General features: G+C 39.9%; 24 protein-coding genes, 2 tRNA genes and 1 pseudogene. 5 read left to right on the top strand and 22 right to left on the bottom strand.

All coding sequences use genetic code 11. From position 1 onward, the window contains the following. Positions 1 to 115 precede the first annotated feature (115 nt). Positions 116 to 841: a 16S rRNA pseudouridine(516) synthase gene (locus tag NML69_RS01730; RefSeq protein ID WP_254725126.1), complete on the top strand. Its 726-nt coding sequence runs from the start codon at positions 116 to 118 to the stop codon at positions 839 to 841. Here NML69_RS01730 and NML69_RS01725 read toward each other — a convergent pair. From NML69_RS01725 to NML69_RS01715, 3 genes are all read right to left on the bottom strand, one after another. Beyond that, the gene (locus tag NML69_RS01725) at positions 824 to 1072 is read right to left on the bottom strand and encodes a DUF4190 domain-containing protein (protein ID WP_254725125.1); all 249 of its coding nucleotides are present in this window, start codon (positions 1070 to 1072) and stop codon (positions 824 to 826) included. The genes NML69_RS01730 and NML69_RS01725 overlap by 18 nt on opposite strands. An 86-nt stretch (positions 1073 to 1158) precedes the next feature. Beyond that, positions 1159 to 1539 carry a rhodanese-like domain-containing protein gene (locus tag NML69_RS01720; protein ID WP_254725124.1) on the bottom strand — a complete coding sequence of 127 codons (381 nt, stop codon included), beginning with the start codon at positions 1537 to 1539 and terminating at the stop codon, positions 1159 to 1161. Next, positions 1536 to 1769 carry a YqgQ family protein gene (locus NML69_RS01715; RefSeq protein WP_044135604.1) on the bottom strand — a complete coding sequence of 78 codons (234 nt, stop codon included), beginning with the start codon at positions 1767 to 1769 and terminating at the stop codon, positions 1536 to 1538. The genes NML69_RS01720 and NML69_RS01715 overlap by 4 nt, the downstream gene beginning before the upstream one ends. A gap of 102 nt (positions 1770 to 1871) precedes the next feature. Between NML69_RS01715 and NML69_RS01710 the strand changes: the two genes are divergently transcribed. Continuing rightward, positions 1872 to 2780, top strand: a complete 909-nt coding sequence (locus NML69_RS01710) for a LysR family transcriptional regulator (protein WP_001222584.1) — start codon at positions 1872 to 1874, stop codon at positions 2778 to 2780. A gap of 45 nt (positions 2781 to 2825) precedes the next feature. After that, on the top strand, positions 2826 to 4625 hold the full coding sequence (locus tag NML69_RS01705; RefSeq protein ID WP_254725123.1) for an N-acetylmuramoyl-L-alanine amidase: 1800 nt from the start codon (positions 2826 to 2828) through the stop codon (positions 4623 to 4625). Between the two features lie 29 nt (positions 4626 to 4654). Here the strand turns inward: NML69_RS01705 and NML69_RS01700 are convergent, their stop codons facing one another. From NML69_RS01700 to NML69_RS01670, 7 genes are all read right to left on the bottom strand, one after another. Further along, on the bottom strand, positions 4655 to 4972 hold the full coding sequence (locus NML69_RS01700) for a hypothetical protein (protein WP_000734660.1): 318 nt from the start codon (positions 4970 to 4972) through the stop codon (positions 4655 to 4657). Positions 4973 to 5163: 191 nt separating this feature from the next. Then, positions 5164 to 5236 (bottom strand) — tRNA-Thr (locus tag NML69_RS01695). Positions 5237 to 5335: 99 nt separating this feature from the next. Continuing rightward, the gene (locus NML69_RS01690) at positions 5336 to 6121 is read right to left on the bottom strand and encodes an ABC transporter permease (RefSeq protein ID WP_254725122.1); all 786 of its coding nucleotides are present in this window, start codon (positions 6119 to 6121) and stop codon (positions 5336 to 5338) included. Between the two features lies 1 nt (position 6122). Next, positions 6123 to 6941, bottom strand: a complete 819-nt coding sequence (locus NML69_RS01685) for an ABC-2 family transporter protein (RefSeq protein ID WP_254725121.1) — start codon at positions 6939 to 6941, stop codon at positions 6123 to 6125. A 1-nt stretch (position 6942) separates the two neighbouring features. Continuing rightward, positions 6943 to 7935, bottom strand: a complete 993-nt coding sequence (locus NML69_RS01680; RefSeq protein ID WP_254725120.1) for an ATP-binding cassette domain-containing protein — start codon at positions 7933 to 7935, stop codon at positions 6943 to 6945. Between the two features lie 429 nt (positions 7936 to 8364). Next, entirely contained in the window at positions 8365 to 9273 is a 909-nt protein-coding gene (locus NML69_RS01675) for a hypothetical protein (protein ID WP_254725119.1), read from the bottom strand. Positions 9274 to 9463: 190 nt separating this feature from the next. After that, on the bottom strand, positions 9464 to 9829 hold the full coding sequence (locus NML69_RS01670; protein WP_254725118.1) for a helix-turn-helix domain-containing protein: 366 nt from the start codon (positions 9827 to 9829) through the stop codon (positions 9464 to 9466). Between the two features lie 128 nt (positions 9830 to 9957). On the opposite strand from NML69_RS01670, the gene NML69_RS01665 reads away from it, so the two are divergent. Next, positions 9958 to 10989, top strand: coding sequence for a zinc-binding alcohol dehydrogenase family protein (locus NML69_RS01665; RefSeq protein ID WP_254725117.1), 1032 nt, complete (start codon positions 9958 to 9960; stop codon positions 10987 to 10989). 326 nt (positions 10990 to 11315) lie between these two features. On the opposite strand, the pseudogene NML69_RS01660 reads toward NML69_RS01665, so the two are convergent. The 12 genes and pseudogenes from NML69_RS01660 to NML69_RS01605 all read right to left on the bottom strand — a co-directional run. Further along, positions 11316 to 11800 (bottom strand): annotated as a pseudogene (locus tag NML69_RS01660) (transposase); the annotation flags it as partial. 248 nt (positions 11801 to 12048) lie between these two features. Beyond that, complete coding sequence (locus NML69_RS01655; protein ID WP_001019005.1) at positions 12049 to 12930, bottom strand: class II fructose-bisphosphate aldolase; 882 nt, start codon at positions 12928 to 12930, stop codon at positions 12049 to 12051. Between the two features lie 139 nt (positions 12931 to 13069). Further along, complete coding sequence (gene vncS, locus NML69_RS01650; protein ID WP_254725116.1) at positions 13070 to 14398, bottom strand: sensor histidine kinase VncS; 1329 nt, start codon at positions 14396 to 14398, stop codon at positions 13070 to 13072. After that, complete coding sequence (gene vncR, locus NML69_RS01645; protein WP_254725115.1) at positions 14395 to 15051, bottom strand: response regulator transcription factor VncR; 657 nt, start codon at positions 15049 to 15051, stop codon at positions 14395 to 14397. Before vncR ends, vncS begins: the two co-directional genes overlap by 4 nt. A 141-nt stretch (positions 15052 to 15192) precedes the next feature. After that, positions 15193 to 16572, bottom strand: a complete 1380-nt coding sequence (vex3, locus tag NML69_RS01640; RefSeq protein WP_254725114.1) for an ABC transporter permease subunit Vex3 — start codon at positions 16570 to 16572, stop codon at positions 15193 to 15195. 55 nt (positions 16573 to 16627) lie between these two features. Next, positions 16628 to 17275 (bottom strand): ABC transporter ATP-binding subunit Vex2, encoded by a 648-nt coding sequence (gene vex2, locus NML69_RS01635; RefSeq protein WP_000173735.1) that lies wholly within the window; start codon positions 17273 to 17275, stop codon positions 16628 to 16630. A gap of 126 nt (positions 17276 to 17401) precedes the next feature. Then, on the bottom strand, positions 17402 to 18679 hold the full coding sequence (locus NML69_RS01630) for an ABC transporter permease (RefSeq protein WP_198459887.1): 1278 nt from the start codon (positions 18677 to 18679) through the stop codon (positions 17402 to 17404). 132 nt (positions 18680 to 18811) lie between these two features. Next, complete coding sequence (locus NML69_RS01625) at positions 18812 to 19423, bottom strand: CPBP family intramembrane glutamic endopeptidase (RefSeq protein WP_254725113.1); 612 nt, start codon at positions 19421 to 19423, stop codon at positions 18812 to 18814. 271 nt (positions 19424 to 19694) lie between these two features. Next, positions 19695 to 19780 (bottom strand) — tRNA-Leu (locus NML69_RS01620). A gap of 80 nt (positions 19781 to 19860) precedes the next feature. Further along, positions 19861 to 20436: a cysteine hydrolase family protein gene (locus NML69_RS01615; protein ID WP_198459891.1), complete on the bottom strand. Its 576-nt coding sequence runs from the start codon at positions 20434 to 20436 to the stop codon at positions 19861 to 19863. Next, entirely contained in the window at positions 20436 to 21224 is a 789-nt protein-coding gene (gene codY, locus NML69_RS01610; RefSeq protein ID WP_000940725.1) for a GTP-sensing pleiotropic transcriptional regulator CodY, read from the bottom strand. Before codY ends, NML69_RS01615 begins: the two co-directional genes overlap by 1 nt. A 282-nt stretch (positions 21225 to 21506) precedes the next feature. Next, positions 21507 to 23069 carry a DEAD/DEAH box helicase gene (locus NML69_RS01605; RefSeq protein WP_254725112.1) on the bottom strand — a complete coding sequence of 521 codons (1563 nt, stop codon included), beginning with the start codon at positions 23067 to 23069 and terminating at the stop codon, positions 21507 to 21509. Positions 23070 to 23417: 348 nt separating this feature from the next. Here NML69_RS01605 and NML69_RS01600 point away from each other — a divergent pair, with 348 nt between their 5' ends. Then, positions 23418 to 24734 (top strand): FAD-containing oxidoreductase, encoded by a 1317-nt coding sequence (locus tag NML69_RS01600; RefSeq protein WP_254725111.1) that lies wholly within the window; start codon positions 23418 to 23420, stop codon positions 24732 to 24734. Positions 24735 to 24997 lie beyond the last annotated feature (263 nt).

The raw sequence follows: 24997 nt of genomic DNA, 5'->3' as shown, positions 1-24997 counted from the left end.
ATACCACAGTCTCATTCAAAAATCACAGTTCAGCTAAGTGTAAATGTTTTCACTCCGCTTTTCTAGTCAAGGCAACTCTTTTCAAAGTTAGAGACTTATGATAAGATAAGCTGGTATGCGTTTAGATAGATTATTAGCCCAAGAAAAGGTCAGTCGCAAGGCTATGAAACAGGCTTTATTAAAAAAAGAAATCCTAGTAGATGATTGTCCAGCTCGCTCACTCGCTCAAAATGTCGACACTGGGTTGCAGAAATTAGTCTTTCAAGGACGACAAATCCAAGGCTACGAGCACAACTACCTCATGCTTCATAAGCCAAACGGAGTCGTTACAGCGAGCAAGGATAAGAAACTTCCCACCGTCATGAACCTACTCCCACCTGACATCCAGTCTGACCAGCTCTACGCTATCGGCAGACTAGACCGCGATACGACGGGACTGCTGCTTTTGACAGACAATGGACCTTTAGGATTCCAACTCCTTCATCCCCAGTACCATGTCGATAAATCCTATCAAGTGGTAGTCAACGGACCACTCACGTCAGAACATATCCGACTGTTTAAGGAAGGAATCGTCTTTTTAGATAGGACCACTTGTAAACCTGCTCAGCTCGAAATTCTGTCCGCAAGTCCAACAAAGAGCCATGCCTCTATTACCATCTCAGAAGGAAAATTTCATCAGGTTAAAAAAATGTTCCTCTCAGTTGGTGTCAAGGTGACTGCCCTAAAACGAGTCCAGTTCGGTGATTTTACATTAGACCCAGAACTAGCAGAAGGGCAATACCGTCCCTTGAATCCAGAGGAATTGGAAATCATTAAAAACTATTTAGAGATGAGTCGATAAAACAAAAAAGATTGCAATGGCTAGAATCCAGTTAAGAACAGAAACTACAAGTCCTATGATATTGAGAATTTTTTCTGTTTTATAGTCCAGTCCAGATTCTTTTTGGTATGAAAAAGCCAAGACCAATCCTATGATCCCCAAAATCAGACCTACTATTAGAGATAGCAAACCAAGGACGATAGATAAGATACCTAAAATAAGTGAAGATTTTTTCTTTTGTTGTGAATTCATATTATAAAATCTCCTTAAAATTAATATAAATGATGATACCATAAAATGCAAGCTTTATCACTCATTCGACAGTTTTTAACAGAATGTTAGCTAGTCTTGACCTTCCCAATCCAAGAATCCAATCCATAAGAAAGGATATAAATCTCAGAGAAACCTTGTTTCTTCAAATAAAGTGCTGCATTGGTCACTCGTTGTCCGCGTTGGTTTTCGTAGAGAAGGACAGGTTTATCCTTGCGAAGGGCTGCAAGGCTTGACTTCAACTGATTTGAAGGAATATTGCGGGCTCCGAGGATATGTTTTCTGTGAAATTCTGCTGTATCACGGACATCAATCAATTGCCCTTTCCGAATCAAGGCTTCAAATTCTGCATTGTCCACAATCTTAGCCGCACGACGAATACGAAGGTAGTTATACCCCATCCATGCCGCCATCGCTAGTACGATTCCCCACAAAACCCAAATTGTCATAAGTTCTTATCTCCATTTTTCTCTATGTAGTCTAATTCTATCTTGTGCTCTCTACGAAGAACAGCTTCCGCCTCTAAATAGTCTAGCTTATCCATCAGACCTGCATCATAGATCCGAGAGAGTTCGAGCTTCATCAGTTCAATATCATACAAGCGCTTCCCCATGTAAACAATAATGCCAAACTGTTTGAGAAATTGCTGCACATCATAGAATGTTTTCATAGCTTCCATTTTAGCAGATTCTAGACTTTTTTTCAATACTAGACCGGCTCTTTTCCCCTATTTTCTTCGTCTTCATTGCCCATTCTTCCGCAAGTATGGTACAATAAAAACATGAGAATTCAACAACTACACTATATTATCAAAATTGTCGAAACTGGCTCTATGAATGAGGCAGCTAAGCAACTCTTTATCACCCAACCCAGTCTTTCAAATGCCGTTCGAGACTTGGAAAATGAAATGGGCATTGAAATCTTTATCCGCAATCCCAAGGGGATTACCTTAACCCGTGATGGGATGGAGTTTCTCTCCTACGCTCGTCAAGTTGTCGAGCAAACTCAGCTTCTGGAGGAACGCTATAAAAATCCTGTTGCCCACCGCGAACTATTCAGTGTTTCCTCTCAGCACTATGCCTTTGTAGTCAATGCCTTTGTCTCTCTGCTCAAGAAAAGTGATATGGAAAAATACGAACTTTTCCTTCGTGAAACTCGGACTTGGGAGATTATCGATGACGTCAAGAACTTCCGTAGCGAGGTCGGTGTCCTCTTCCTAAACAGCTACAACCGCGATGTTTTAACGAAAATGCTAGATGACAATCACCTGCTAGCTCACCACCTCTTCACAGCCCAACCCCATATCTTTGTCAGCAAGACCAACCCTCTAGCTAAAAAAGACAAGGTCAAACTGGCTGATTTGGAAGACTTCCCTTATCTGAGTTATGACCAGGGGACGCACAACTCCTTCTACTTTTCAGAGGAGATTCTTTCACAAGAGCATCACAAGAAATCCATCGTAGTCAGTGACCGCGCCACTCTCTTTAACCTCTTGATTGGTTTGGATGGTTACACCATTGCAACAGGGATTTTGAACAGCAACCTCAACGGAGACAATATCGTTTCCATCCCGCTGGACATTGACGACCCGATTGAACTGGTCTATATCCAACATGAAAAAACCAGCCTGTCTAAGATGGGCGAACGCTTTATCGAATACTTACTAGAAGAAGTTCAATTCGATAATTAATAGGAAAAATGAAAAAGGCAAAAAGAAAAAGTTAGGAAATAGAAAGTGAAAAAGATACTACTGACCAGTGCTTTAATCCTTTCAATCGCAGGATTAGCACCCGCATCCGTCTTAGGAGAAGAAAACACAACTCAATCCACATCTGCTGTCAAGGAAGCAATTGCCAAAGAAGAAAAGAAAGAATCAAGTGTTGAGGAAAACTCTAAATCAGAAACTCTTCCGAAAGTAGATGTGCAAGAAGACAAGCCCCAAAAAGAAGGGTGGTACCAAGAAAATCACCACTGGCGTTTTTACCAAGATGATAAACCTGCTTTGAACTGGAAACAAATCCAAGGCAAATGGTACTACTTCGATCAAGATGGTAATCGTCTTCATTCTACTGTCTACAAAGGTTATGCCTTTGACCAAGATGGTGTCATGATAGAAAATAGCTGGACCAAACTGGACAATCAATGGTATTATGCTGATTCCTCTGGACGACTAGCTCAGAACACCTGGAAAAAAATTAACGGCTCCTGGTACTATTTTGACCAAACTGGAAGCATGCTCAGCAACACCGCCGTTGACGGCTATCTTCTCACAAAAAGCGGAGCTATGGCAGAAAAGGGCTGGACTAAATTAGACCAAATTTGGTATTATGTCGCTCCTTCTGGAAAGATCTCACAGGATAAATGGGAGAAAATCAACGGTTCTTGGTATTACTTTGACAAAGACGGTGGAATGCTGAGTGCGACAACCTTCAAGGGCTACCTCTTTGACCAGAGTGGAGCTATGGCAGAAAACAACTGGGTCAAAATCAAGGATACTTGGTTCTATGCGAACGGGTCAGGGAGATATGTCCAAGAAAATTGGCAAAAGATTCAGGGTTCCTGGTACTCATTTGACCAGAATGGTGGGATGCTAGCAGACAAATGGAAAGGAAGCTACTACCTCAAAGCCAGTGGAGCCATGGCGGAAAAAGAGTGGATCTTTGATAAAACCTATAAGAGCTGGTTCTATCTAAAAGCGGATGGCCGTTATGCAAATCAGGAGTGGATTGGAGCATACTACCTCAAGTCAGGTGGTTACATGGCAAAGAGCGAATGGATTTACGATAACTCTGACAAAGCACGCTACTACCTGGATGATAATGGGCATTATGTTTCAGGAACTTACAAAATAAACGGAAAGGAACACTTGTTCCAAAAATACGGCCAATGGATCTCTGAAGTTTCAACTGAAGGCGGATTTACAAAAGGACTATACAGCAATACCATTTTCCTAGATCCTGGGCATGGTGGTCGAGATTCAGGAGCTTTTTACTACAATGTAGCTGAAAAAGATCTCAACATGCAGGTTTACCGTAAGCTTCGTACTAAGTTGGAAGAACTGGGCTACAAGGTCCTCACTTCTCGTGATAGTGATATTGACGTTGACTTTGTTACTGAACGTTCTCGTATGGTTAATAAAACCAACTCTGATATTTTTATCAGTATTCACTTCAACGCTACTGGTAATACCTACTCAAAAGCGAGCGGTATTCAAACCTACTCCTATAGCGATGAACCTGATTATCCAAGTAAGATTAATAAATACTGGCACAATCACCCTGATCGTATGAGTGAAAGCAAACGCCTCGCCGCTGCCATCCACTCCTCTCTTCTAGCAGAAACAGGGGCCAAGGATGCTGGCCTGTTGGAAAGCAGCTATGCCGTCCTACGCGAAACAGCTAAACCAGCTGTCCTCCTAGAGCTTGGTTATATGGATAATTTCACTGAAAGCCAACAAATCAGAGATAGCCGCTACCAAGATAAACTGGTCGCAGGCATTGTGAAAGGAATCCAAAAATATTACGCTGGTCAGTAAAAAAAGTCTCGAGAAATCTCGAGACTTTTCTATTTGCCTTCTTTTTTATCTTTATCAGGAAAGAGATAGCCAAGTCCTACACAAGCTAGCACACCAGCACCAATCACCAAACCACTTGAAATTGGTAAGAGATCAAAAATAGCATTTGCAATGATAAAGGCAATGATCAAGCACATCAAGCTAGCCTTGTAGTCTTTTTTCAAAAAGTTTTCTAGCGTGAAATAAAGGAACAATCCTACCGGAATGAGTGACCAGAGGTTGACATCCAAGCTTGGCCATCCAACAGAACCGAAATACAATACTAGCGCTGCTGCTACTAAAAATACAAGTCCCAATAATTTTTTCATTTTTATGTCTCCATTTTCTTTTTTATTGACTTGAGTTGTCTGATACTGATCCCTCATGTCCCTTACATGAACCATTATAGCAGAGGAATTTTTCAAGAACAAGCCCTTTTGCCTATCTGGTCAATATCTCTGTCTAAGTGGTTGAGTATTTGTAACAAAAGAAAAAGAAGCCCTAATGGGCTTCTTGATTCTGCCGATTGCAGGGCTTGAACCTGTGACCTACGCGTTACGAGTGCGTTGCTCTACCAACTGAGCTAAATCGGCTATTACCCTTTTAGTATAGCACTCTGAGAAGAGATGTCAAGAAATTTTCATCACGATTAAAAAAGCCCGTCCTGAGACAAGGCTTTGAGTTTCTTCCTTTTACGAACCCGCACTTTCGTAGGCATCCAAGCCCTTGTCCCATAGTTTCAAAGAAATGACAAAGAAGACAAGGGAAATTAGTATCAAACCTCCGATATTAAAGAGCCCATCCTTGTCCTCTAAGAAATAGCTGGCAGGATAATAAGCCGTAAAGGCGAAAGGCACGAGAAAGCTAATCAACCAACGAAGAAGGGAATTGTAAATGGAAATCGGGTACTTAGCAAAGTCATTAAACATATAAAAAATGTAAATCATAGCACCTGACTGCTTGGTCCAAAAAGCGATGCTGGCTGTCGCGATTTTCAAGGAAGTATAAATCAAGGTCGCAAAGGGGATACAGACTAAGAAAAGCAGGAATTTGGGAAGAGTCCAAGCAATGCTAGTAACCGTAGTCGCTAGTAAAATGCCACCGACCAAGAGTTCACCCAAGGCATCAATCTGAAAGGTCTCAACGAGGATATGAAAGAGCGGATTGATTGGACGCGTCAGATACTTATCAAACTCCCCTTTTCGCACCAGTCGTTGACCTAAAGCCCAGAGATTGTCAAAAAAGAGATGGTCCAGTCCCTTGGGAACCAAGGAAAATCCATAGATAAAGGCGATTTCTTGAAAAGTCCATCCTTCTAGCGATGGAATGTGTTGAAAGATGACATTGAGAAACAAGAGGTTCAAACCTTGGGTCAGAAAGACACCTAAAACACCAACCACAAAATCAACCTTGTATTCCATGATTTGCTTGATGTATTGTCTGATAAAAATCAGGTGCATGCGTTGATATTTTTTCATACTAACCTCCCTGAATAGTGATAAATGACTGGACTCGTTTCCAAATCAACTGAGACAAGCCAAGCATCACTAAGAGCCAGAAAAACTGCAAAACGAGTGCCTGAAGAATCTGACTAGCATCGTATTTTCCAACAATGATCATGACTGGAGTGTAGATCAAGGATGAGAAAGGCAAGAAGGACAAAATATCTGAAACAACCTTGGGAAAGAAAGCTAAGGGAATCAAACTCCCAGACATAAAGGCCACTATAGAAGTCTTGAGTAGATTGGAACCCCATAGATTTTTAAATACAAAGGCTGAAAATCCAAAGCAGATATTAAAGAAAAAGTTAATCAGGTAGGCTAGGGCTAAGCTAAAGAGATAAAGGACAGTTAAGCCCAGTACTTCTACAATACCTTGCCCTGAAAGGATTTTCATCAAGACAATAACACTCAAGAAAGGAAGTCCGACACTGACAAAAATCAACCACTTGGAACCAAGCTCGGTGAAGAGATATGAAGCCGCAAAATGCACTGGTCGCAGCAAGCGCATGATAATGGAACCATCCTTGACCTCCTCCCCAATCATAAAGGAGCTATCAGACCTGGTCAAAAGATTGGTCACAAAACTCATGATGATGTAGAGGGTGATATCTGCCATACTGAAGCCCTGAATCAAAGACTCCTGCGAGGAATCAAAGACGGCCTTCCAGAGATAGAAAGCCACAAAAGCCCCCATCACATCGCCAATCCGATAGAGAAGAAAATTGACTCGATAGCTAATCAACTCCTGAATCCCTGCATTGATAAAGGGTTTATAACGTCTCCAAAATTTGACCATCTTAGAGCTCCTTTCGGTAGAAGCGTCGGATAATATCCTCAATATCCGTATCTACCATCTTCAAATCACGGATTTCAAAATCAGACAGAGTTTGTTTGATAATATCAGCTGAATGGTAGCGGGAACTATCGAATTCAATATTGAGGCTATTTCCTTGTCTATCAATGGTTATATCAGGCAGGCCTTCATATTGAGAAAGGAGATGACTTTGACCTGGTAACAGTTCAAAGGAGAGAGTCTTCATCTTGCCAAAGGTCTCCTTGAGCTGGCTCACCGTTCCATCAAAAATCTCCTGCCCCTTGTCAATCATGAAAATCCGATCACAGAGTTGCTCAATATCACTCAGGTCATGAGTGGTCAAGAGAATGGTTGTTTCTTCCTCTTGATTGATCTGAGTAATGGCCCGACGAATGTTATCCTTGACCGACACATCCAGACCAATGGTCGGCTCATCTAAAAAGAGAACCTTGGGATTGTGGAGCAAGGAAGCCGCAATGTCCGCCCGCATCCGTTGCCCCAGTGAAAGAGTGCGCACGGGGTCCTTGATAAAGTCCTTCAAATCCAAGACTTCATTCAAAAAGTCCATGCGCTTGCGGAAGAGCGAGTCCGGCACATCGTATATCTCTTTCAAAACCGTGTAGGTCTCTTGCAGAGCCAAATCCCACCATAGCTGAGTGCGTTGTCCAAAGACAACCCCAATATCCTTGACATAATCTTGGCGATTGTCTTGCGGAATCTTGCCGTTAATCCGACAAAAACCAGACGTCGGTTTCAAAATCCCTGTCAGCATTTTGATGGTTGTCGACTTCCCAGCACCATTGGCCCCGATAAAGCCTAGAATCTGGCCCTTGGGTACCTCAAAAGTCAAATCCTTGACTGCTTCAAAGGTCTGCTTTTCAGGATGAATAAAGGAGCGCAAAGCTCCCTTTAACCCCGGCTCCTTTACTGTCTTCACAAAATTCTTCTGAAGGTGTTCCACTTCTATCATTGCCATATCTATCTCCCTACGGTAAGGAATAGCAATATTTTATTATTGACTACAAATATTCTAAATCCTTACTTTCTAAACCCTTTACATTTTATTCTTACAGAAGGCTTTATACCAACCTATTATAGTCCAATAAAAAATGGAATGCAAGCGTTTGCCAAAAGATTATGAAATTAGAGATTTCACTCTTAAAATAATAGTTTTAATCAAAAATCATGGTTTAGTAGTTTCCTTAAACCACAAAAAAGGGCTATATTCAGGTATTCTTCCACCCACACTGTATTAGAAATATACTTCATTATTCCCTTTAGTTCTTAAAAAAGTGTGGCAAAATAGGGGCAAAATCTTAGGTTGAATTTGCCATAAATCCTAGTATAGACAGAAGAAATTTGGAGAATGTTGAATAAGCTTCTTTTGCAGTGAATATGAATCATACTAACAAACTGGAACTCTCCCTATAAAACAGAATTTTATAAGATCTTTAAATATCTTTTGTTCTTCAGTGCTAGATAAATAAAGATCTAAATCATGCTTTTTATATTCGGCTACAGCTTCTTCGAAATCTCTATAATAACCATGTGATGACAATTGGACATCAGTGTTATTCAGAACAGATACTAATAGACTATAACAATTAGAATGATTTCTTAGCTTAAGAGGTAAAACATTCTGAGAAAAATTCTCCTCATATTCGATAATTTCAGATTCTGAAGGATAAATTACATCTTGAAGAAATTTACTATTATTATATAGCCAAAATCTAGCTTCATCAATCCCTCTAGCCTTAACGATAGACAAAAGAAACTTGTCTAGAAGTTGAATATTATCATACCCTATGATATCAATTATTTTTTTCAAAGTTCGATATCTAATTTCAGGAGGTAAAACAGAGAACAATGTCAAGATATTTTTGTCTGTTTTTAAATTCAGACCATATTTCAAAAAATATTGTACAAATAAATAAGAAAATAAATCCCAAATGGAGTCTTCGGCTATACTCAATTCATCTACATTAGCATCCGATATATTTGCTGTATGAGTGTATTTATTGCCTAATTTTCTTAACCTATCTATAGTTTTTTCAAAATCCTTGACTAATCGTTTATCTACCTTTTTATACCTTTCTGTTATTTTAAACTTTTCATTTTTTTCATGAGTAGTTATATCTCCCAGATTCATGGGTTCTCCTGCTCCCAAATTCAAAAATTTGCGAGCTAATAACTCTGTCAATTTTCTGAGTAATATTATCCTACTTCCCATACTGATAGTTGAATAATATATATCTGCAATTAAATCAGATAAAACTAATTCATAATCGTAATTTTTAAAAGGAGCAATTGCCATAATTCGACCTCTCTAAAATGGGATATAGTAACACTCTAATACCATAAAATTGCAGAAGGATGTGCTTATTTTTTCTTACTAACTCAGACTCCTTTTGACAAGTTTATTGGCTTGATATCTAATAATACTTTATCTATGGATAGACAAAAGATATATCATACTTAATTATTTATAATTTAATATGAGAAATTTATTTATCAACAGGAAGCTCGTTACCATTTTTAAATAAAAATTTATTATATTTATTTCCCCATCTATTCATTTCAACTACTACTGGTTCTAAAGTTCTCCCAAGTTCAGTTAGTGTATACTCTGTTATCGGAGGCATGATAGAGTAAATATCTTTATGAATAATTTTGTCCAACTCCAATTCTTTAAGTTGCAACGCTAACATCCTTCTAGAACAACCGGGCATTAATTTTTCTAATTCGCCAAATCGACAAATTTTATTATTTAATAAGTGAAATAATATTACGCATTTCCATTTGCCAGAAATTACTTGGAGAGTGGTTTCTACTGGACATCCATTAGCACAATCATAAATTTTTCTTACCATAATCTACCCATCTTTCTATCTTAAGTTACTAAAATATCACTAGTTACAAAAACTTCAATATTGTTATCTTGCAGTATTTGCCTATAATTAACATTATACCAAATAAAATAACGAAAGGAAATTGAACTATGGCAACTATGAAAGGGGTCGGATTATACAGATATTTACCTATTGATGATAAGAGAAGTTTTGAAGACGTTGAGTTAGATAAACCTTTTGCTAAAGGAAAGAACTTACTTGTTGAGGTTAAAGCGATTTCAGTAAATCCAGTAGATTATAAAGTTAGATCTCCAAAAAGTAAAGTCGAAGAATCCCCGAGAATCTTAGGATGGGATGCTTCCGGAATTGTCTCAGAGGTAGGGGAAGATTGCGAGTTGTTTTCTGTTGGCGATGAGGTATTCTATGCGGGAGATATAACAAAATCGGGGTCCTATGCTGAATATCAACTTGTAGATGAGCGTATTGTTGGGAAAAAACCAAATACTTTATCTTTTGAAGATTCTGCGGCCTTACCCTTAACTTCCTTAACAGCATATGAGGGTTTATTTGAAAAATTAAAAATCCCATTTGATAAAAGCAAAAATTATACTAAGAGTATATTAATCATCGGAGCAAGTGGTGGAGTAGGATCAATAGCTTGTCAGTTAGCTCATAATGTAGGGTTAACTGTTATTGGAACTGCTTCCAGATATGAAAGTAAAAAGTGGGTTTTGGAGCATGGAGCTGAATTTGTAATTAATCATTTTGAAGATATGGATAAAGAGCTTAATGAAATTGGATTCTCAACAGTTGATTACATTTTCTGTTTAAATAATACTGAAAAGCATTGGGATTTTATGGTAAAAGCTATTAAACCTCAAGGAAAAATCTGTTCTATTGACGAAACTAAAGAAAAAGTCAATTTGTCTGCACTACAGTCTAAAGCAGTTAGTTTTTCATGGGAATTTATGTTTGCAAAATCAATGTGGCAAACAGAAGATTTGATTAGTCAACATTATATTCTTAATCAAATTGCAGATATGATTGATAATGGAGAGCTAAAAACGACTGTTACAAAAAGATTATCTCCAATGAATTCAATAAACATTAAAGAGGCTCACAGGCTTCTAGAAACCGGTCGAACCATAGGAAAAATTGTTATCAGCAATCCAAAAGAGTAAAAAATTAGAATTAATTAATGGAGAAAGAAAGAATAAATAGGTATAATGAGTCTCGTGTAATTAAGGATAGCATAGTAAAGCAATAGGTCTGTGAATTTTTTTCAAGAACAGATTCGACTTTTATTTCATAGAAAGGGATATTCCCCGAAAAAGTAAAATGATTGTCAGTACTACCTGTCTTAAACTTGTAAAATTACTTTGATATAATAAAAATGGAGTAAGCAAATGTAAGAATTTGCCACATTATTTTTAGTGCCTCTATCTGCAATTTTATTAATTGCCTGTTCTAACCAATCAAGTAATTCTTTAGATGGTGAATACTACCGTCAATTGAAACAAGAACAAGACAAAAGAGCCTAGAAAAAAGGTATTACAACTTGGTAATACCTTTTTGGGGTGCTATTTGATACGAGCCCATGTTTTCTCAATAAGATTGTACTCAGGTGAGTAGGGAGGAAGTGGTAAAGGTTTATGCCCAAACTCTTCATAAGAGCTCTAGCTTACCCATTCTATGGAATCTTGCATTATCCATAATAATAACTAATGGTGTATTTAATATTGGTAGGAGAAACTTCTGAAACCAAGCTTCAAAAAAGTCGCTCGTCATCGTCTCTTCGTAAGTCATTGGAGCGATTAACTTACTATTTGTTAGACCTGCAACCAAAGAAATCCTCTGATATCTTCTTCCAGATACTTTACCTCCTATTAACTGACCTTATAATGAGCGACCGTATTCTCGACAAAAATAAGTATCGAATCCCGTTTCATCAATATAAACAGGTGCTAAGCGCTTTAAACTATTAATTTTTTTGAAAGTTCTATCATTCATTTAGCTACTCAGCATTCCTAAAAAATTAGATGTTCCAATTTACTTTGGGAAAGACAGTGATTTCCTTTGAAAACAGGCGTAAAGTTATTATATTCGTTCGCCAAGGGTAGTCTTAGAATAATTACATTAATTTAGCAACTTTGGATATAGTAGTCTTAAGTATATTCTCTATAAAAGAAAACACAAAAACCCACCCAATGGGCAGGTTCTTTCTGTATTGTTCAGCTAGATTATGCTTTACCTTCTGAACCGAATACGTCGATACGTTCTTCAACTGATGCTTGGATAGCTTTTACACCGTCAGCCAAGAATTTACGTGGGTCGAAGAGTTTTTTCTTGTCGTATTCTGCTTCGTTTGCTTCGTAGTCACGAGCAAATTTACGAGTTGCGTTAGCGAATGCGATTTGGCATTCAGTGTTAACGTTAACTTTCGCAACACCAAGTTTGATAGCTGCTTGGATTTGGTCATCAGGAATACCTGAACCACCGTGCAATACGATTGGGAATCCTGGTACAGCTTCAGTCAATTTTTGCAAGTGGTCAAGGTGAAGACCTTTCCAGTTTGCAGGGTAAGGACCGTGGATGTTACCGATACCAGCTGCCAAGAAGTCGATACCAGTTGCAACCATTGCTTTAGCATCTTCGATTGGAGCCAATTCACCATCACCGATGATTCCGTCTTCTTCACCACCGATAGTTCCAACTTCAGCTTCTACTGATACACCATTTGCATGAGCAAATTCTACAACTTTACGAGCTTTTTCAAGGTTTTCTTCAACTGGAAGGTGTGAACCGTCAAACATTACTGAAGTATAACCAACTTGAATACACTCAAGTGCATCTTCGTAGTGACCGTGGTCAAGGTGGATAGCTACTGGTACAGTGATACCCATTGATTCAACAAGGTTAGCGATCAAGTTGCGAGCAACTTTGTAACCACCCATGTATTTAGCAGCACCCATTGAAGTTTGGATCAAAACTGGAGCTTTTTTAGCTTCTGCTGCGCGCAAGATAGCTTGAGTCCACTCAAGGTTGTTTGTGTTAAATCCACCAACTGCATAACCGTTGTCACGAGCTGCTTGGACAAATTTTTCTGCTGAAACGATTGCCATTTGTCAGGCCTCCTATATATTTTTTGGGACATCCCATTTACATTGTTCATTTTATCACTTTTTGATAAAAAAAGCTAGTTTTTCCCATACTTTAGATTGAATTTCTTCCAGTCCAATCAATGTAAACCCTTTCTTTCCCTTAGTCTTGCACGACTTTAGGATAACGCATGAAGAAGGTCAAGCGATCATCTTGCATCTCAAAATGATAAGGTATTTTCTCGTGTTCTAATAGACTTTTGACCACAAAGAGTCCCATCCCCGAACCCTTGGCCTTGCGACTAGCATTTTCAGAAAAAGACTGGGCCAATTTTTCTTGTTCTTCAGGACTACAGTTATTCTCGATAGAGAGCTCCCCTTCTCTTTCTCCAATGCTGACCAGGCCGCCTGGAGTGGAGTGCTTGATAGCATTACTGATGAGATTCGATAGGATTAATTTCATGACAGATGGGTTTATGTAAGCTTGCTGATGGGTTAGGCTAATGTCTACCTGAAGTTCTCTCTCCTTGGCAAGCAAAGCATAATCCTTGACCAGACTTTGCGTCATCTGAAGGAGGTCAACCTCTTCTTTCTCGTCTCGTAATTCCTGAACAGAAGAAAGTGACAATATCTGGAGAACGTGGTGACTGAGGTCATCCACAATCCCCAAGGCAACTCCAAGATAATGGTCTCTATCCTTATAACGACCGACATTTTCTTTCATATTTTCAATCAGAATTTTCAAGCTAGCCAGAGGTGTTTTCAATTCATGAGAAGCCCCTCGTAGGAACTCAACCTTCATCTTCTCCAGCTGGAGAATAGCTTCATTCTTGTCATGCAAGTCCGCAATAACTGTCAAAAGGTGCTGGTAAAGGCTATTGATTTGTTCCTTGAGATCACCAATCTCATCCTTAGAATCCACACGCAACCGTACTTGAGCATCCAGATCCATCATCCGACGGGTCACCCGCTTGATTTCCAAAATCGGTGCAACAATGGTCCGAGCATAGATGTAGGCCACTAAAAGTGAAATCAGAAAGGATGCCAACAAGGTATAGGGGAGAAATTGGAGACTAATCTGCTCTGCTTCCTTTTGCAGGTCCATGGAAGCTAGAAATTGGAGAGTCATCGTGCTACCATCTTGCGTTTTCACCTCACGCTCCTCGATAAAGAGGGAAGTTGTCTGGCGGTCCGTATCCAGAGGAAGATTGTCCTTGACCTCTAACTTGTCCTCAGTCATTTCTCCCTTGACAGCTCCTTTGATATCACTGCTCTGGGAATACAAATCTAACACTTGCTCGATACTCTGCCTATCCTTTCCTTCTAGGGACTGGGCAATGGCTGTCGCTTTCTGGCCAATGGTTTCCTGACGATGGCTCAGATAAGTTGACGGAAAGAGAAAATAAATGGCTAAATGAAGACAAATAACCAGAACACTAAAAATCGAGAAGGTATAGATAAATATCTTTGTAAATAGACCTGTTCGTTTCATTTTCTCTCCAATTTATAACCAACATTGCGCACAGTGAGGATACAATCCAAGTCTAGCTTTTTCCGCAGTTCTTTGATATAGACATCAATAACACGGTCAAAGGGAACCTCATCTGTCGCCTTCCAGACAGCATCAATTATCTGAGAACGAGTCAAGGCCCGGCCTTCATTTTTCACCAGATAGTCCAGAATTTCCAACTCTTTGGCATTGATGGCCACTTCTTGACCTGCGAGGCTTGCACTATAACTCTCAAAGTCCACCTTGGTATCCTTATAAGAGAAGACTCGTCCCGTATCGTAGTAGCGCTTGAAAATTGCATCTACCCTCACTTTTAGAAGGGAGAGAGAGAAGGGCTTTTCCAGATAACCATCTGCTAGAGAAGCAAAAGCACTCATCTTGTATTCCTCATCCTGAAAGGCGGTCAGCATCAAGACAGGAACCTGACTGGTCTTGCGTATCTCAGCTAGTACTTCCAGACCATTGAGCTTAGGCATCTGGATATCCAGTAGTACTAGAGCTACTTCATAGCTGGAAAATTGTTCCAAGGCTTCTTGACCGTCCGCAGCCTCGATGGTTTCATAACCACAATCCGTCAAATAGTCACTGATCCCCTCACGGATCATCTCTTCATCTTCTACAATTAAAATTTTCATAGAAAAACGTTTCACATTCCTTTAAATTTCTTGTAAATCTTCTCTGTTTCATCCTGATAGGAAGAAGCCTTATCAGGATGAAATAGATAAAAATGCTACCTATATTATACCCCATTTAGGGGAGAATAGGTAGCAAGTTTTTTATTCGCTATCGAGCAAGAGCTCTTTTGGTTGTTTTCTAAGGAGATTGCTTGAGGCAAGCGCCATAACGAGAACCACTAGAACCAAGGCAAGGACAAAGACGATGATAAAGTCTGATGTCTGAATGGAAATGTCTAGGCTCGACAAGGTCTTGCTAAAGCCATCTACTTCTGCACCACCACCAAGGTTAGAAGCTTGAGCAGCCTTGCTGGCTTGCTTGGCAACACCTGAAGTGACATTGGCAAGAACAGTGTTTCCGATGGCACGAGCTGTGTAGTTGGCTAGGAAGTATGCAGAAACAAGAGCAGGGATGGCAATCAAGATGGATTCGGTGATGAATTGACCCAAGATACTTGCCTGCTTGAGACCGATAGAGAGGAGAATTCCCACTTCCTTGCGACGAGCATTGATCCAAAGACTAAGCAAGAGAGCAAGGAGAAGAACTGAAAAGCTCAAGCTACCCCAGAAGAGGAGGTTGGCCATCTTGTACATACCAGAGATGGATTGCTCAAGAGCTGGGTAGTTAGAGGAGCTCTTCACAAGTGTGTAGCTCTTCCAGTTGATACCACTGATACCGTTCAACTCTTTCATGACATCATCCAAGTTCTTGTCTGCTGTTACAAAGAAGGTTGCGTCCCCATAAATAGCTGTGTCTTCTGTGTATCCATAAAGTTTTGCAGCAGTGTGAATGTCTGTGATGGCTGTATTTTCATAGAGTTCTTGTGAGTAGGTTACTGCTGACTTATTGTGACCATCAAAGAGTCCCTTGATTGTCACTTCGACTGTTTCCTTGGCACCTTTTTCATTGTCTGCATCATAGACATTAGAGTCCAATTTGATCTTATCTCCGACTTTCCAACCGTGTTTGGCTGCCAAGTCCTTGTGCATGAGAATCTTGTCCTTGTCGTCGTTGGTTAAGTGCTCACCTTCGACCAGCTTATATGAACCAGAGACAAACTTATCTTCTTTAGAGGAGTCATTGACACCTGTAATCATCAAGCTGCTTCCAAACCGTTTGGCACGGTCAGCAGTGAGATTTTTCTTGGTTTCTGGCGTTTCGATGAGGTCGTATCCAGTCAAATCTCCGATGGCGTTGATGCGTTTAACATAAGACTCGATGGCCTTGTTTTCGGTGATTTTTTTGATATCCTCACCCTTGATATTCCCAGAACCACGTGGCGTTCCTTGATTGACGCGACGATTGATTTGCATGGAGAAGCTATTGGTGATATTTTTAAATGTCTCCTGAGAAGCCTTGGCAGTAGCTCCCTTGATCGACAAGCCGACCAAACTCAAGCTCGCCATGAGGAGAATAATCAGGAAGATAACAATCGATTTGAAAAACTTCCTTGTAACATAGGCAAATGCGTTGTGTAACATAGGTTCCCTTTCTAGATTTGATTCGTTTTTATCATTCTATCAAAACAAACTCATCTTATTTTGTAGTATTGCGAGTTTCAGTTAGTTTCTTATCCTTCAATTCAAGTGTAATATCTGACGCTTGTGCCACTTCTTTACTGTGGGTGACGACGATCACACATTTACCTGTTTTCTCGGCAAGTGACTTGAGCAGTTCGATAATATCTCCAGCAGTTTTAGGATCCAGATTTCCTGTTGGCTCATCAGCTAGAATAACTGGAGCTTCTGAGACCAAACTGCGAGCGATGGCTACACGTTGTTGTTGACCACCTGATAACTGGAGAACGTTCCGCTTGATCTGACTTTCATCCAAACCAAGCTCAAGAAGTGTATCCTTGCTTGCCTTTTTGTTGACCAAGCGGATATTTTCCAGCGGAGAAAGATAATCTATCAAGTTATAATTTTGAAAGACCAGGGAAATATGGTGCATGCGATGGTAAGAATATCCCTTATTCCGAATATCCTCTCCTTGGAAAAGGATAGAACCTTCAACAGGACTATCTAGACCAGCCAGTAGGGACAAGAGAGTGGATTTTCCAGCTCCTGACTCACCAATGATACTATAAAATTTTCCGGGTTCAAAATTATACTTGATCTGATATAAAACTGCCTCAGCAGTGTTCTTATAACGGTAGGTAACATCTTGCAATTGTAATAAAGTCATGATTTCTCCTTCTTATACTCAATGAAAATCAAAGATTAAACTAGGAAGCTAGCCGCAGGCTGCTCAAAGCACAGCTTTGAGGTTGCAGATAAGACTGACACGGTTTAAAGAGATTTTCGAAGAGTATTAACTAATAGATGATAAAATTTCCTTAGGCGATTTTCTAAATAGAAATACGAAACAAAGGGCTACTGATAAGCAACCAATCAGGAGCAGAAAGACATAGGATTCTGCAAAGGATAGGAGACTGGTTGATAGACCGCTTGCTTTGGCCAGCGTGTCCTGTAAGGTTGCCTGATCTCCACTGGCTAGTACAGTTTGGAGTAGATAGGATGTAATGGCATTTCCAGCGATAAAGGATGGAAGCAAAGCTCCGAGAGATACCAAAACTACCTCTAAACAGAATTGTAGGAAGATTGAGATCTTGCTTTTTCCAAGTGCGAGTAGAATCCCCACTTCGTAGACCCTTTCTCTCAACCAGAGGGACAAGACCAAAATTAAGGCTCCTGCTCCTGCTATCAACATCCCATAAAGGAAGATGGTGAGGAAGGTTTGGAAGGTTGCCACTGAGTCTTTGATTTGTTCAAAGGCCTTGTTTTCCTTCTCGACTTGGTAACCTTGACTTTCCAAAGCCAAGTTTTCCACCTGCTTCATGAGTCCGTCCATTTCCTTAGGATTTTCAACATAGAAGCGTGCTGCACTGACTTGAGGTTCACTATTTCCCAGAAGGGTCTGGCTACTTTCATAGTCTGTAAAGACCTGGTTTTCACTGAAGTCAGAGGACAAGCCTGTGAATTTTTCTTGTTTCTTACCAGAAAAGATGCCGACAATCTCAAACTCTACTGTTTGCCCTTTTCCAGATTCGGACTGACCAGCGTCCAAGCGAATCTTGTCATGAAGCGAAAGACCGTTCTTCTTGGCCAACTCTTCGTGAATCAGGATTTTCTTGGAATCCCCTTTTTGAAGGTGTCGCCCTTCTTTTAGATTGAAAGCCGAACTGGTAAAGGTGACATCCTTGGAGGAATCCTCAAGAGCCGTTAAGCTAACCAAGTTCTTGTCCGCGGCTGACAAATCATCTCGTTCTACGCTCTGCTCACCACTCACCGCTTCCTTGTCTTTCAGTTTTGCGATCGTCTCGAGTTCAGGAGAGACATTTTCCAGTCCCTTAATCTTGCTCACGGATGCTAGGTCTGACAACTTGAAGGTCTGTCCATTTTCTATCTTTTTGATAGAAAAAGATGTATTGAGTGATTTGTAAAGATTGCTTTCTACTGTTTTGTTGGACTTCATAAGAGTCAAACAGGCTGAAATTCCTGCTAAAAGGACAAATAAAATAAGAAATAAAATAAAACTTCTCAGTCGTTTTCTGCTGACATAAGCCCAAGCTCTTTGGATTGGATTCATTTGTCACCTCCATATTTGTAAGACTATTATAAAATCTAAATATGAAATGTTTATGAAATCAAAAAATTTTTTTGATTTATTTTGAAAAAAAGCTGGTATTTCTACCAGCTCCATTTTTATAACTTTATCCACTCAAAGCAAAGAAAATGCAGAAACTAAACCAGAGAGGATGTTGGCTGTGGCATGCATTAGCCAACTTGGTAAAATTGATCCTCCTGCTATCTTTTCATTAACAAAACCAAGATAAGCTGCTATTGCTCCAGTAAAGAATATAATGAAAAAAGTGACTTCCAAACTTACTACTGAAGCAAACAATACTCCATGAAGCAATCCAAAAGTGAAGGCCTGTATGGTATTTGCAAAGACAAACGGCATGTGATTTGCCATTCGTTTGAGTAGAAAACCTCTAAATAGTAGTTCCTCTGGCAAAGATGTTTGCAAAATACTGTAAATTAGAATACTTGGTAAAGCCTTAAAGCCCATAGCTGAAAAAGCCGAAGTGGCTGTTTCTAGACTACGCGTAAGAGGAAAGATAAGGATAGAAAAAATAGTAAATAAGGAAAATCCCCCTACCATCCATAAAATCAGCTGCAAAGTTTTTGCTGTTTTGATAGCTTTTAGCCCTATCCATTCCATAAATGGGACTTTTCCCCTCACAGTCAGAAACCACCAGATAGAAGGTAGTAAAATAATAAAGAGAATTTGAATAAAGGCGCTCATTATTCGTTGAAGTTCATTAACCATCGTAATCCTCCTTTACATTTTTGAAATACTCATTTCAAATACCAAATGACTATCTAGTCCTCCTTTCCTAACTTATATATCCGTTTTAACTAAACCTATTAGTATCCATTACTCGATGATCTTTCATATAAGACTTTTTACTGTTACTTTCTATCTATATTATAGCACTATTTAAAAGAAAAGAAAAAAACAAGAAAGGTAGACCTCTCTTGTTGAATAGTCACTATATAAGCTAACAAAAAAGAGCTAGCCAAAGCTAACTCTTACCCTATGCGGAGAGAGGGACTTGAACCCTCACGACCTAAAGCGGTCACAGGATCCTTAGTCCTGCGCGTCTGCCAATTCCGCCATCCCCGCGTCGATTACTTTACTAGTATATCAACTTTCAAAATCTTTGTCAACACTTTTTTCAGATTTTTTTCATTTTTCCAACAGGCTTATAGTTCGATTGTAGCAAGGTTTTCATCCAGCAATTTGGCTCCCAATGTGTTCTTAAAATGCCCAAGAGCAAACTGATGATTTTCTGGCCAAATAGAGGCAACCGCAGACTTGACAATCTCTATTTGATAACCTAAATTATAGGCATCAATAGCCGTATGAAGGACACAAATGTCAGTAAGCACTCCAGTTAGGATGACTGTATCTACCCGACGTTCCCGCAAGCGGATATCTAAGTCCGTTCCAGAAAATGCTGAATAGTGACGTTTGTCCATCCAAAAGACACGGCTATCCGCCTCATGGTCAGCATAAAAGTCAGCTAGGGGTCCATAAAGGTTACGCCCATTAGTTCCAATGATGTTGTGTGGTGGAAAGAGCTTGCTTTCTGGGTGGAATGCATCCTTCTCCTCATGAGCATCAATGGTAAAAAAGATATAGTCTCCACGATCAAAAGCTAATCGGGTTACCTGATCAATGGCTTTTGATATTGCTTGAGCAGGTGCGCCAGCAGTTAGCTTTCCATGATCTGCTACGAAATCCTCTGTATAGTCAATCGAGATTAAAGCCTTTGCCATTAGTAGTCCCTCTTTTTCACTTCCTCAAAAATATCACCAATTAGAACTTTGAGATAAGTCCCCTTCATTCCTAATGAACGACTCTCAATAATTCCCGCCGACTCCAGTTTACGAAGCGCATTGACAATCACTGAGCGTGTAATGCCAATACGGTCTGCAATAACAGACGCAGTCAGCTGACCTTCATTTCCATCCAATTCAGCTAAAATAGCTGATACGGCACGAAGTTCTGAATAGGAAAGGGTGTTGACCGCCATAGTAACAGCTGTACGACGGCGAATATTTTTCTCATCTTCTTCACGTTGGAAGTTCAATAGTTGAATTCCCACAACCGTGCTCGCAATCTCGACAAGGATCAAATCTTCATCTTCAAACTTCTTATCATTGCGCCAAATAATCAACGAACCTAGGCGAATCCCTGATACATGAATCGGAGCAATCGTTGTCAACCCATCTGGAAAGTCCGCACGGCTCTCCACAGGGAAAATGGTCAAATCATGTTCAACAGGAAGATTTGCTTCCGTATCATAAATCATGTTTGCCCCTTGTACATAGACCTCAGGGAAGGTTTTAGTTTGGAAGAACTGTTCTACTCGGTCATTATTGGTCTTATAACGCATAAAGTAGCCCAAGAGACGTCCCTTGTTATTCACAATACAAGCGTTACAGTCAATAATATCAGCTAACTGGCGTGTGATCGCATTGTAAGGAAGTTCATCTTGGAGTTGCTCCTCAGAGCGCTTTAGAATAGACGTGATTTTTCTTGTTTTTTCTAATAAATGTGCCATTTTTTACCTCGCATATAATCGCTTCCATTATAACATAGAAAAGTCTTTATTTCAATAATTATCTGAAAATTGCTTATTTAATTGCAATTTTGAACAGCAAAAATATTTTAGAAAAAAGCGAAGTTTTTTATTGACATCCTATTTTATTTTTGATATTATAACATTATAAGAAGATGACATGATAAATCCCTTTCCGTTTCACCTATCCTTTACTATCACCATCTTCTTTTACTATCGGTCTCCTTATATATAAAAGCGATTCACATTGTGAATCGCTTTTTTCTATTTGTCTCCTTTGTTACGAATAACAAAGCCGGTCTTCTTTTCGCTTGAAGTGTTGCGAGGTTTTTTATTGTCTTTATTACGGTAACGTCTGTCTTTATCAAAACGATCGTTTCCACGACTGCCTTTCTTGAAGTCATCACGGCGACCACGATCTCGACGGTCGTCTCCACGACGGCCTCCTCGACCTCCCTTACCTTTGCTACCAAAGCCATTACCTGATGGTTTAAATGGCAGTGGTTTTTCACGCGCAATTTCCACTTCTGGAAGGCTGTCTGGATCTTGGACTGTCAGACTCAAGATATACATAGCCAATTCTTCTGGACTAAATTCAGTGGCTAACTTACGAGCATCTTTAGCAAATTTCTCAAAGTTGCCACGAATTGCTTCGTCTGCGAAGTCACGTTCGATTTTCTTAAGCGCTACTTGTTTCTTAGCTTGGAAGGCTTCTTCTGCTGTCGCTGGTTTCAAGCCTTTCATTCGTTTCTTAGTCAAGTTTTCAATGATTTGAAGGTAACCCATTTCATTTGGTGCTACGAAAGTAATAGATTGACCTGACTTACCAGCACGACCTGTACGACCGATACGGTGAACATAGCTTTCAGGATCTTGTGGAATATCGTAGTTGTAGACATGGGTCACACCTGAAATATCCAAACCACGCGCTGCCACGTCTGTCGCAACTAGAACATCAAGATTCCCATTTTTAAAATCACGAAGGACACGAAGACGTTTGTTTTGGTCTAGGTCTCCATGAATTCCTTCAGCACGGAAACCACGGATTTTCAGACCACGAGTCAATTCATCTACACGGCGTTTGGTACGACCAAATACAATAGCAAGTTCTGGTTGTTCTACATCCATGAGACGTGTCATGGTATCAAATTTTTCTTGTTCCTTAACACGGATATAGTATTGGTCAACTAGTTCTGTTGTTAATTCCTTGGCAGCAATCTTGACATGCTCAGGGTCTTTCATAAACTGAACACCGATACGTTTGATCGCATCTGGCATGGTTGCTGAAAAGAGCAAGGTTTGACGATTTTCAGGGACACGGGAAATGATGGCTTCGATGTCTTCAAGGAAGCCCATGTTGAGCATTTCGTCCGCTTCATCAAGGATCAGAGTTTCAATGTCTTGTAATTTCAAGGCCTTGCGTTTAATCAAGTCCAAGAGACGACCTGGTGTTCCTACCACAATGTGAGCACCAGATTTAAGGGCTTTGATTTGTTTTTCAATGCTGGAACCACCGTAAACTGAGCGAACTTTCACACCCTTGCTACGACCAAAGCGGAAGAGTTCCTCTTGGCTTTGGACAGCGAGTTCACGAGTTGGAGCGATAACCAAGGCTTGGACGGTCGCTTCTTCTGTACGGATTTTTTCAAGGGTTGGCAAGCCAAAGGCTGCAGTTTTTCCTGTACCAGTCTGAGCTTGACCGATAACGTCTTTTCCTTCGAGAGCCAAGGGAATGGTCTGTTCTTGGATAGGACTGGCTTCTACAAATCCAGCTTTTTCAATCTCTGCTAGCAATTCAGCAGACAAGTTAAATTCATTAAATTTCACGTTATTCTTCTTTCTAAAGGTGGTGCGAAGCCACCCTATAGGGCTTTAGTTTATACTTTTCTTTTCATGACGTATCTTCTTTAAAACGAGATACCGTGTTGCTTCTTTTCCACGAAAGAAAAGTACGAGTTTCTTTGCAACCTATCTAGTATAACACAAGAGAGAAGCAAAAGATAGTAGAATCCATTAGGAATATCATGTAAACGATTTTCTAGCTGTAAAGTAACCTGAAACTTGTTTTTCAGAGGATTTGAAGAGACCATTTCAAACTCACTTCATTTCCCGTAGCAGATTTGTGCAAAAGTTTTTTTCTTGTGCTAGAATGAAATTCGAATAGGAGGACTATAAATGTTAACATATGATTTAATCGTTATTGGATTTGGTAAAGCTGGGAAAACACTAGCTGGTAAATTGGCTTCAGCTGGCAAAAAAGTTGCTCTGGTTGAACGTAGCAAAGCTATGTACGGTGGAACTTGTATCAACATCGGATGTATCCCAACTAAAACCTTATTAGTTGCTGCTGAGAAAGACTTGTCTTTTGAAGAAGTCATTGCTACCAAAAATACTATCACTAGTCGCCTCAACGGTAAAAACTATGCTACTGTTGCGGGAACAGGCGTGGATATCTTTGATGCGGAAGCTCACTTCCTTTCAAATAAAGTCATCGAAATCCAGGCTGGTGATGAAAAACAAGAGCTGACTGCTGAAACTATCGTTATCAACACTGGTGCTGTTTCAAACGTCTTGCCAATTCCTGGACTTGCTACAAGTAAAAATGTCTTTGACTCAACAGGTATCCAAAACTTGGACAAATTGCCTGAAAAACTTGGTGTCCTTGGTGGCGGAAATATCGGTCTTGAATTTGCTGGTCTTTACAACAGACTTGGAAGCAAGGTCACAGTCCTAGATGCCTTGGATACTTTCCTACCTCGAGCAGAACCTTCCATCGCAGCTCTTGCTAAACAATACATGGAAGAAGACGGCATTGAATTGCTTCAAAACATCCGTACTACTGAAATCAAAAACGACGGTGACCAAGTCCTTGTCGTAACTGAAAACGAAACCTACCGTTTCGATGCTCTTCTCTACGCAACTGGACGTAAACCAAACATAGAACCACTTCAACTTGAAAATACAGATATCGAACTTACTGAACGTGGTGCTATCAAGGTAGACAAACATTGTCAAACAAACGTTCCTGGTGTCTTTGCAGTTGGAGACGTCAACGGTGGACCTCAATTTACCTACATTTCACTTGATGACTTCCGTGTTGTCTACAGCTATCTTGCTGGAGATGGCAGCTACACTCTTGAAGACCGTCTCAATGTACCAAACACCATGTTCATCACACCTGCACTTTCACAAGTTGGTTTGACAGAAAGCCAAGCAGCTGATTTGAAACTTCCATACGCTGTCAAGGAAATCCCTGTTGCTGCGATGCCTCGTGGTCACGTAAATGGAGACCTTCGTGGAGCTTTCAAAGCTGTTGTCAACACTGAAACAAAAGAAATTCTCGGTGCAACTATCTTCTCAGAAGGTTCACAAGAAATCATCAACATCATCACCGTTGCTATGGACAACAAGATTCCGTACACTTACTTCACAAAACAGATCTTCACTCATCCAACCTTGGCTGAGAACTTGAATGACTTGTTTGCGATTTAAGTTGAGACTGATTTGTTAGCTAACAGCCCTATTTGGGCTGTTTTTGCTTCTGCGAAATCTCATACTCTTCGAAAATCAAATTCAAACTACGTCAGCTTCACCTTGCCGTACTCAAGTACAGCCTGCGGCTAGCTTCCTAGTTTGCTCTTTGATTTTCATTGAGTATCAAATCTGTCTTTTTTTCTTTTATGATATAATGTCCAAACTTTACTTAGCAGTCCTAATTATATATTGGGTCTCAGGTCACTCTTTCAAATATCAGC

Origin of the sequence: Streptococcus sp. CF8-6 (assembly GCF_024295845.1) — a bacterium.
Lineage (GTDB): Bacteria > Bacillota > Bacilli > Lactobacillales > Streptococcaceae > Streptococcus > Streptococcus oralis_BO.
The sequence above is the reverse complement of the archived record's forward strand: the minus strand, read 5'-3'. Positions and strand labels throughout refer to the sequence as shown.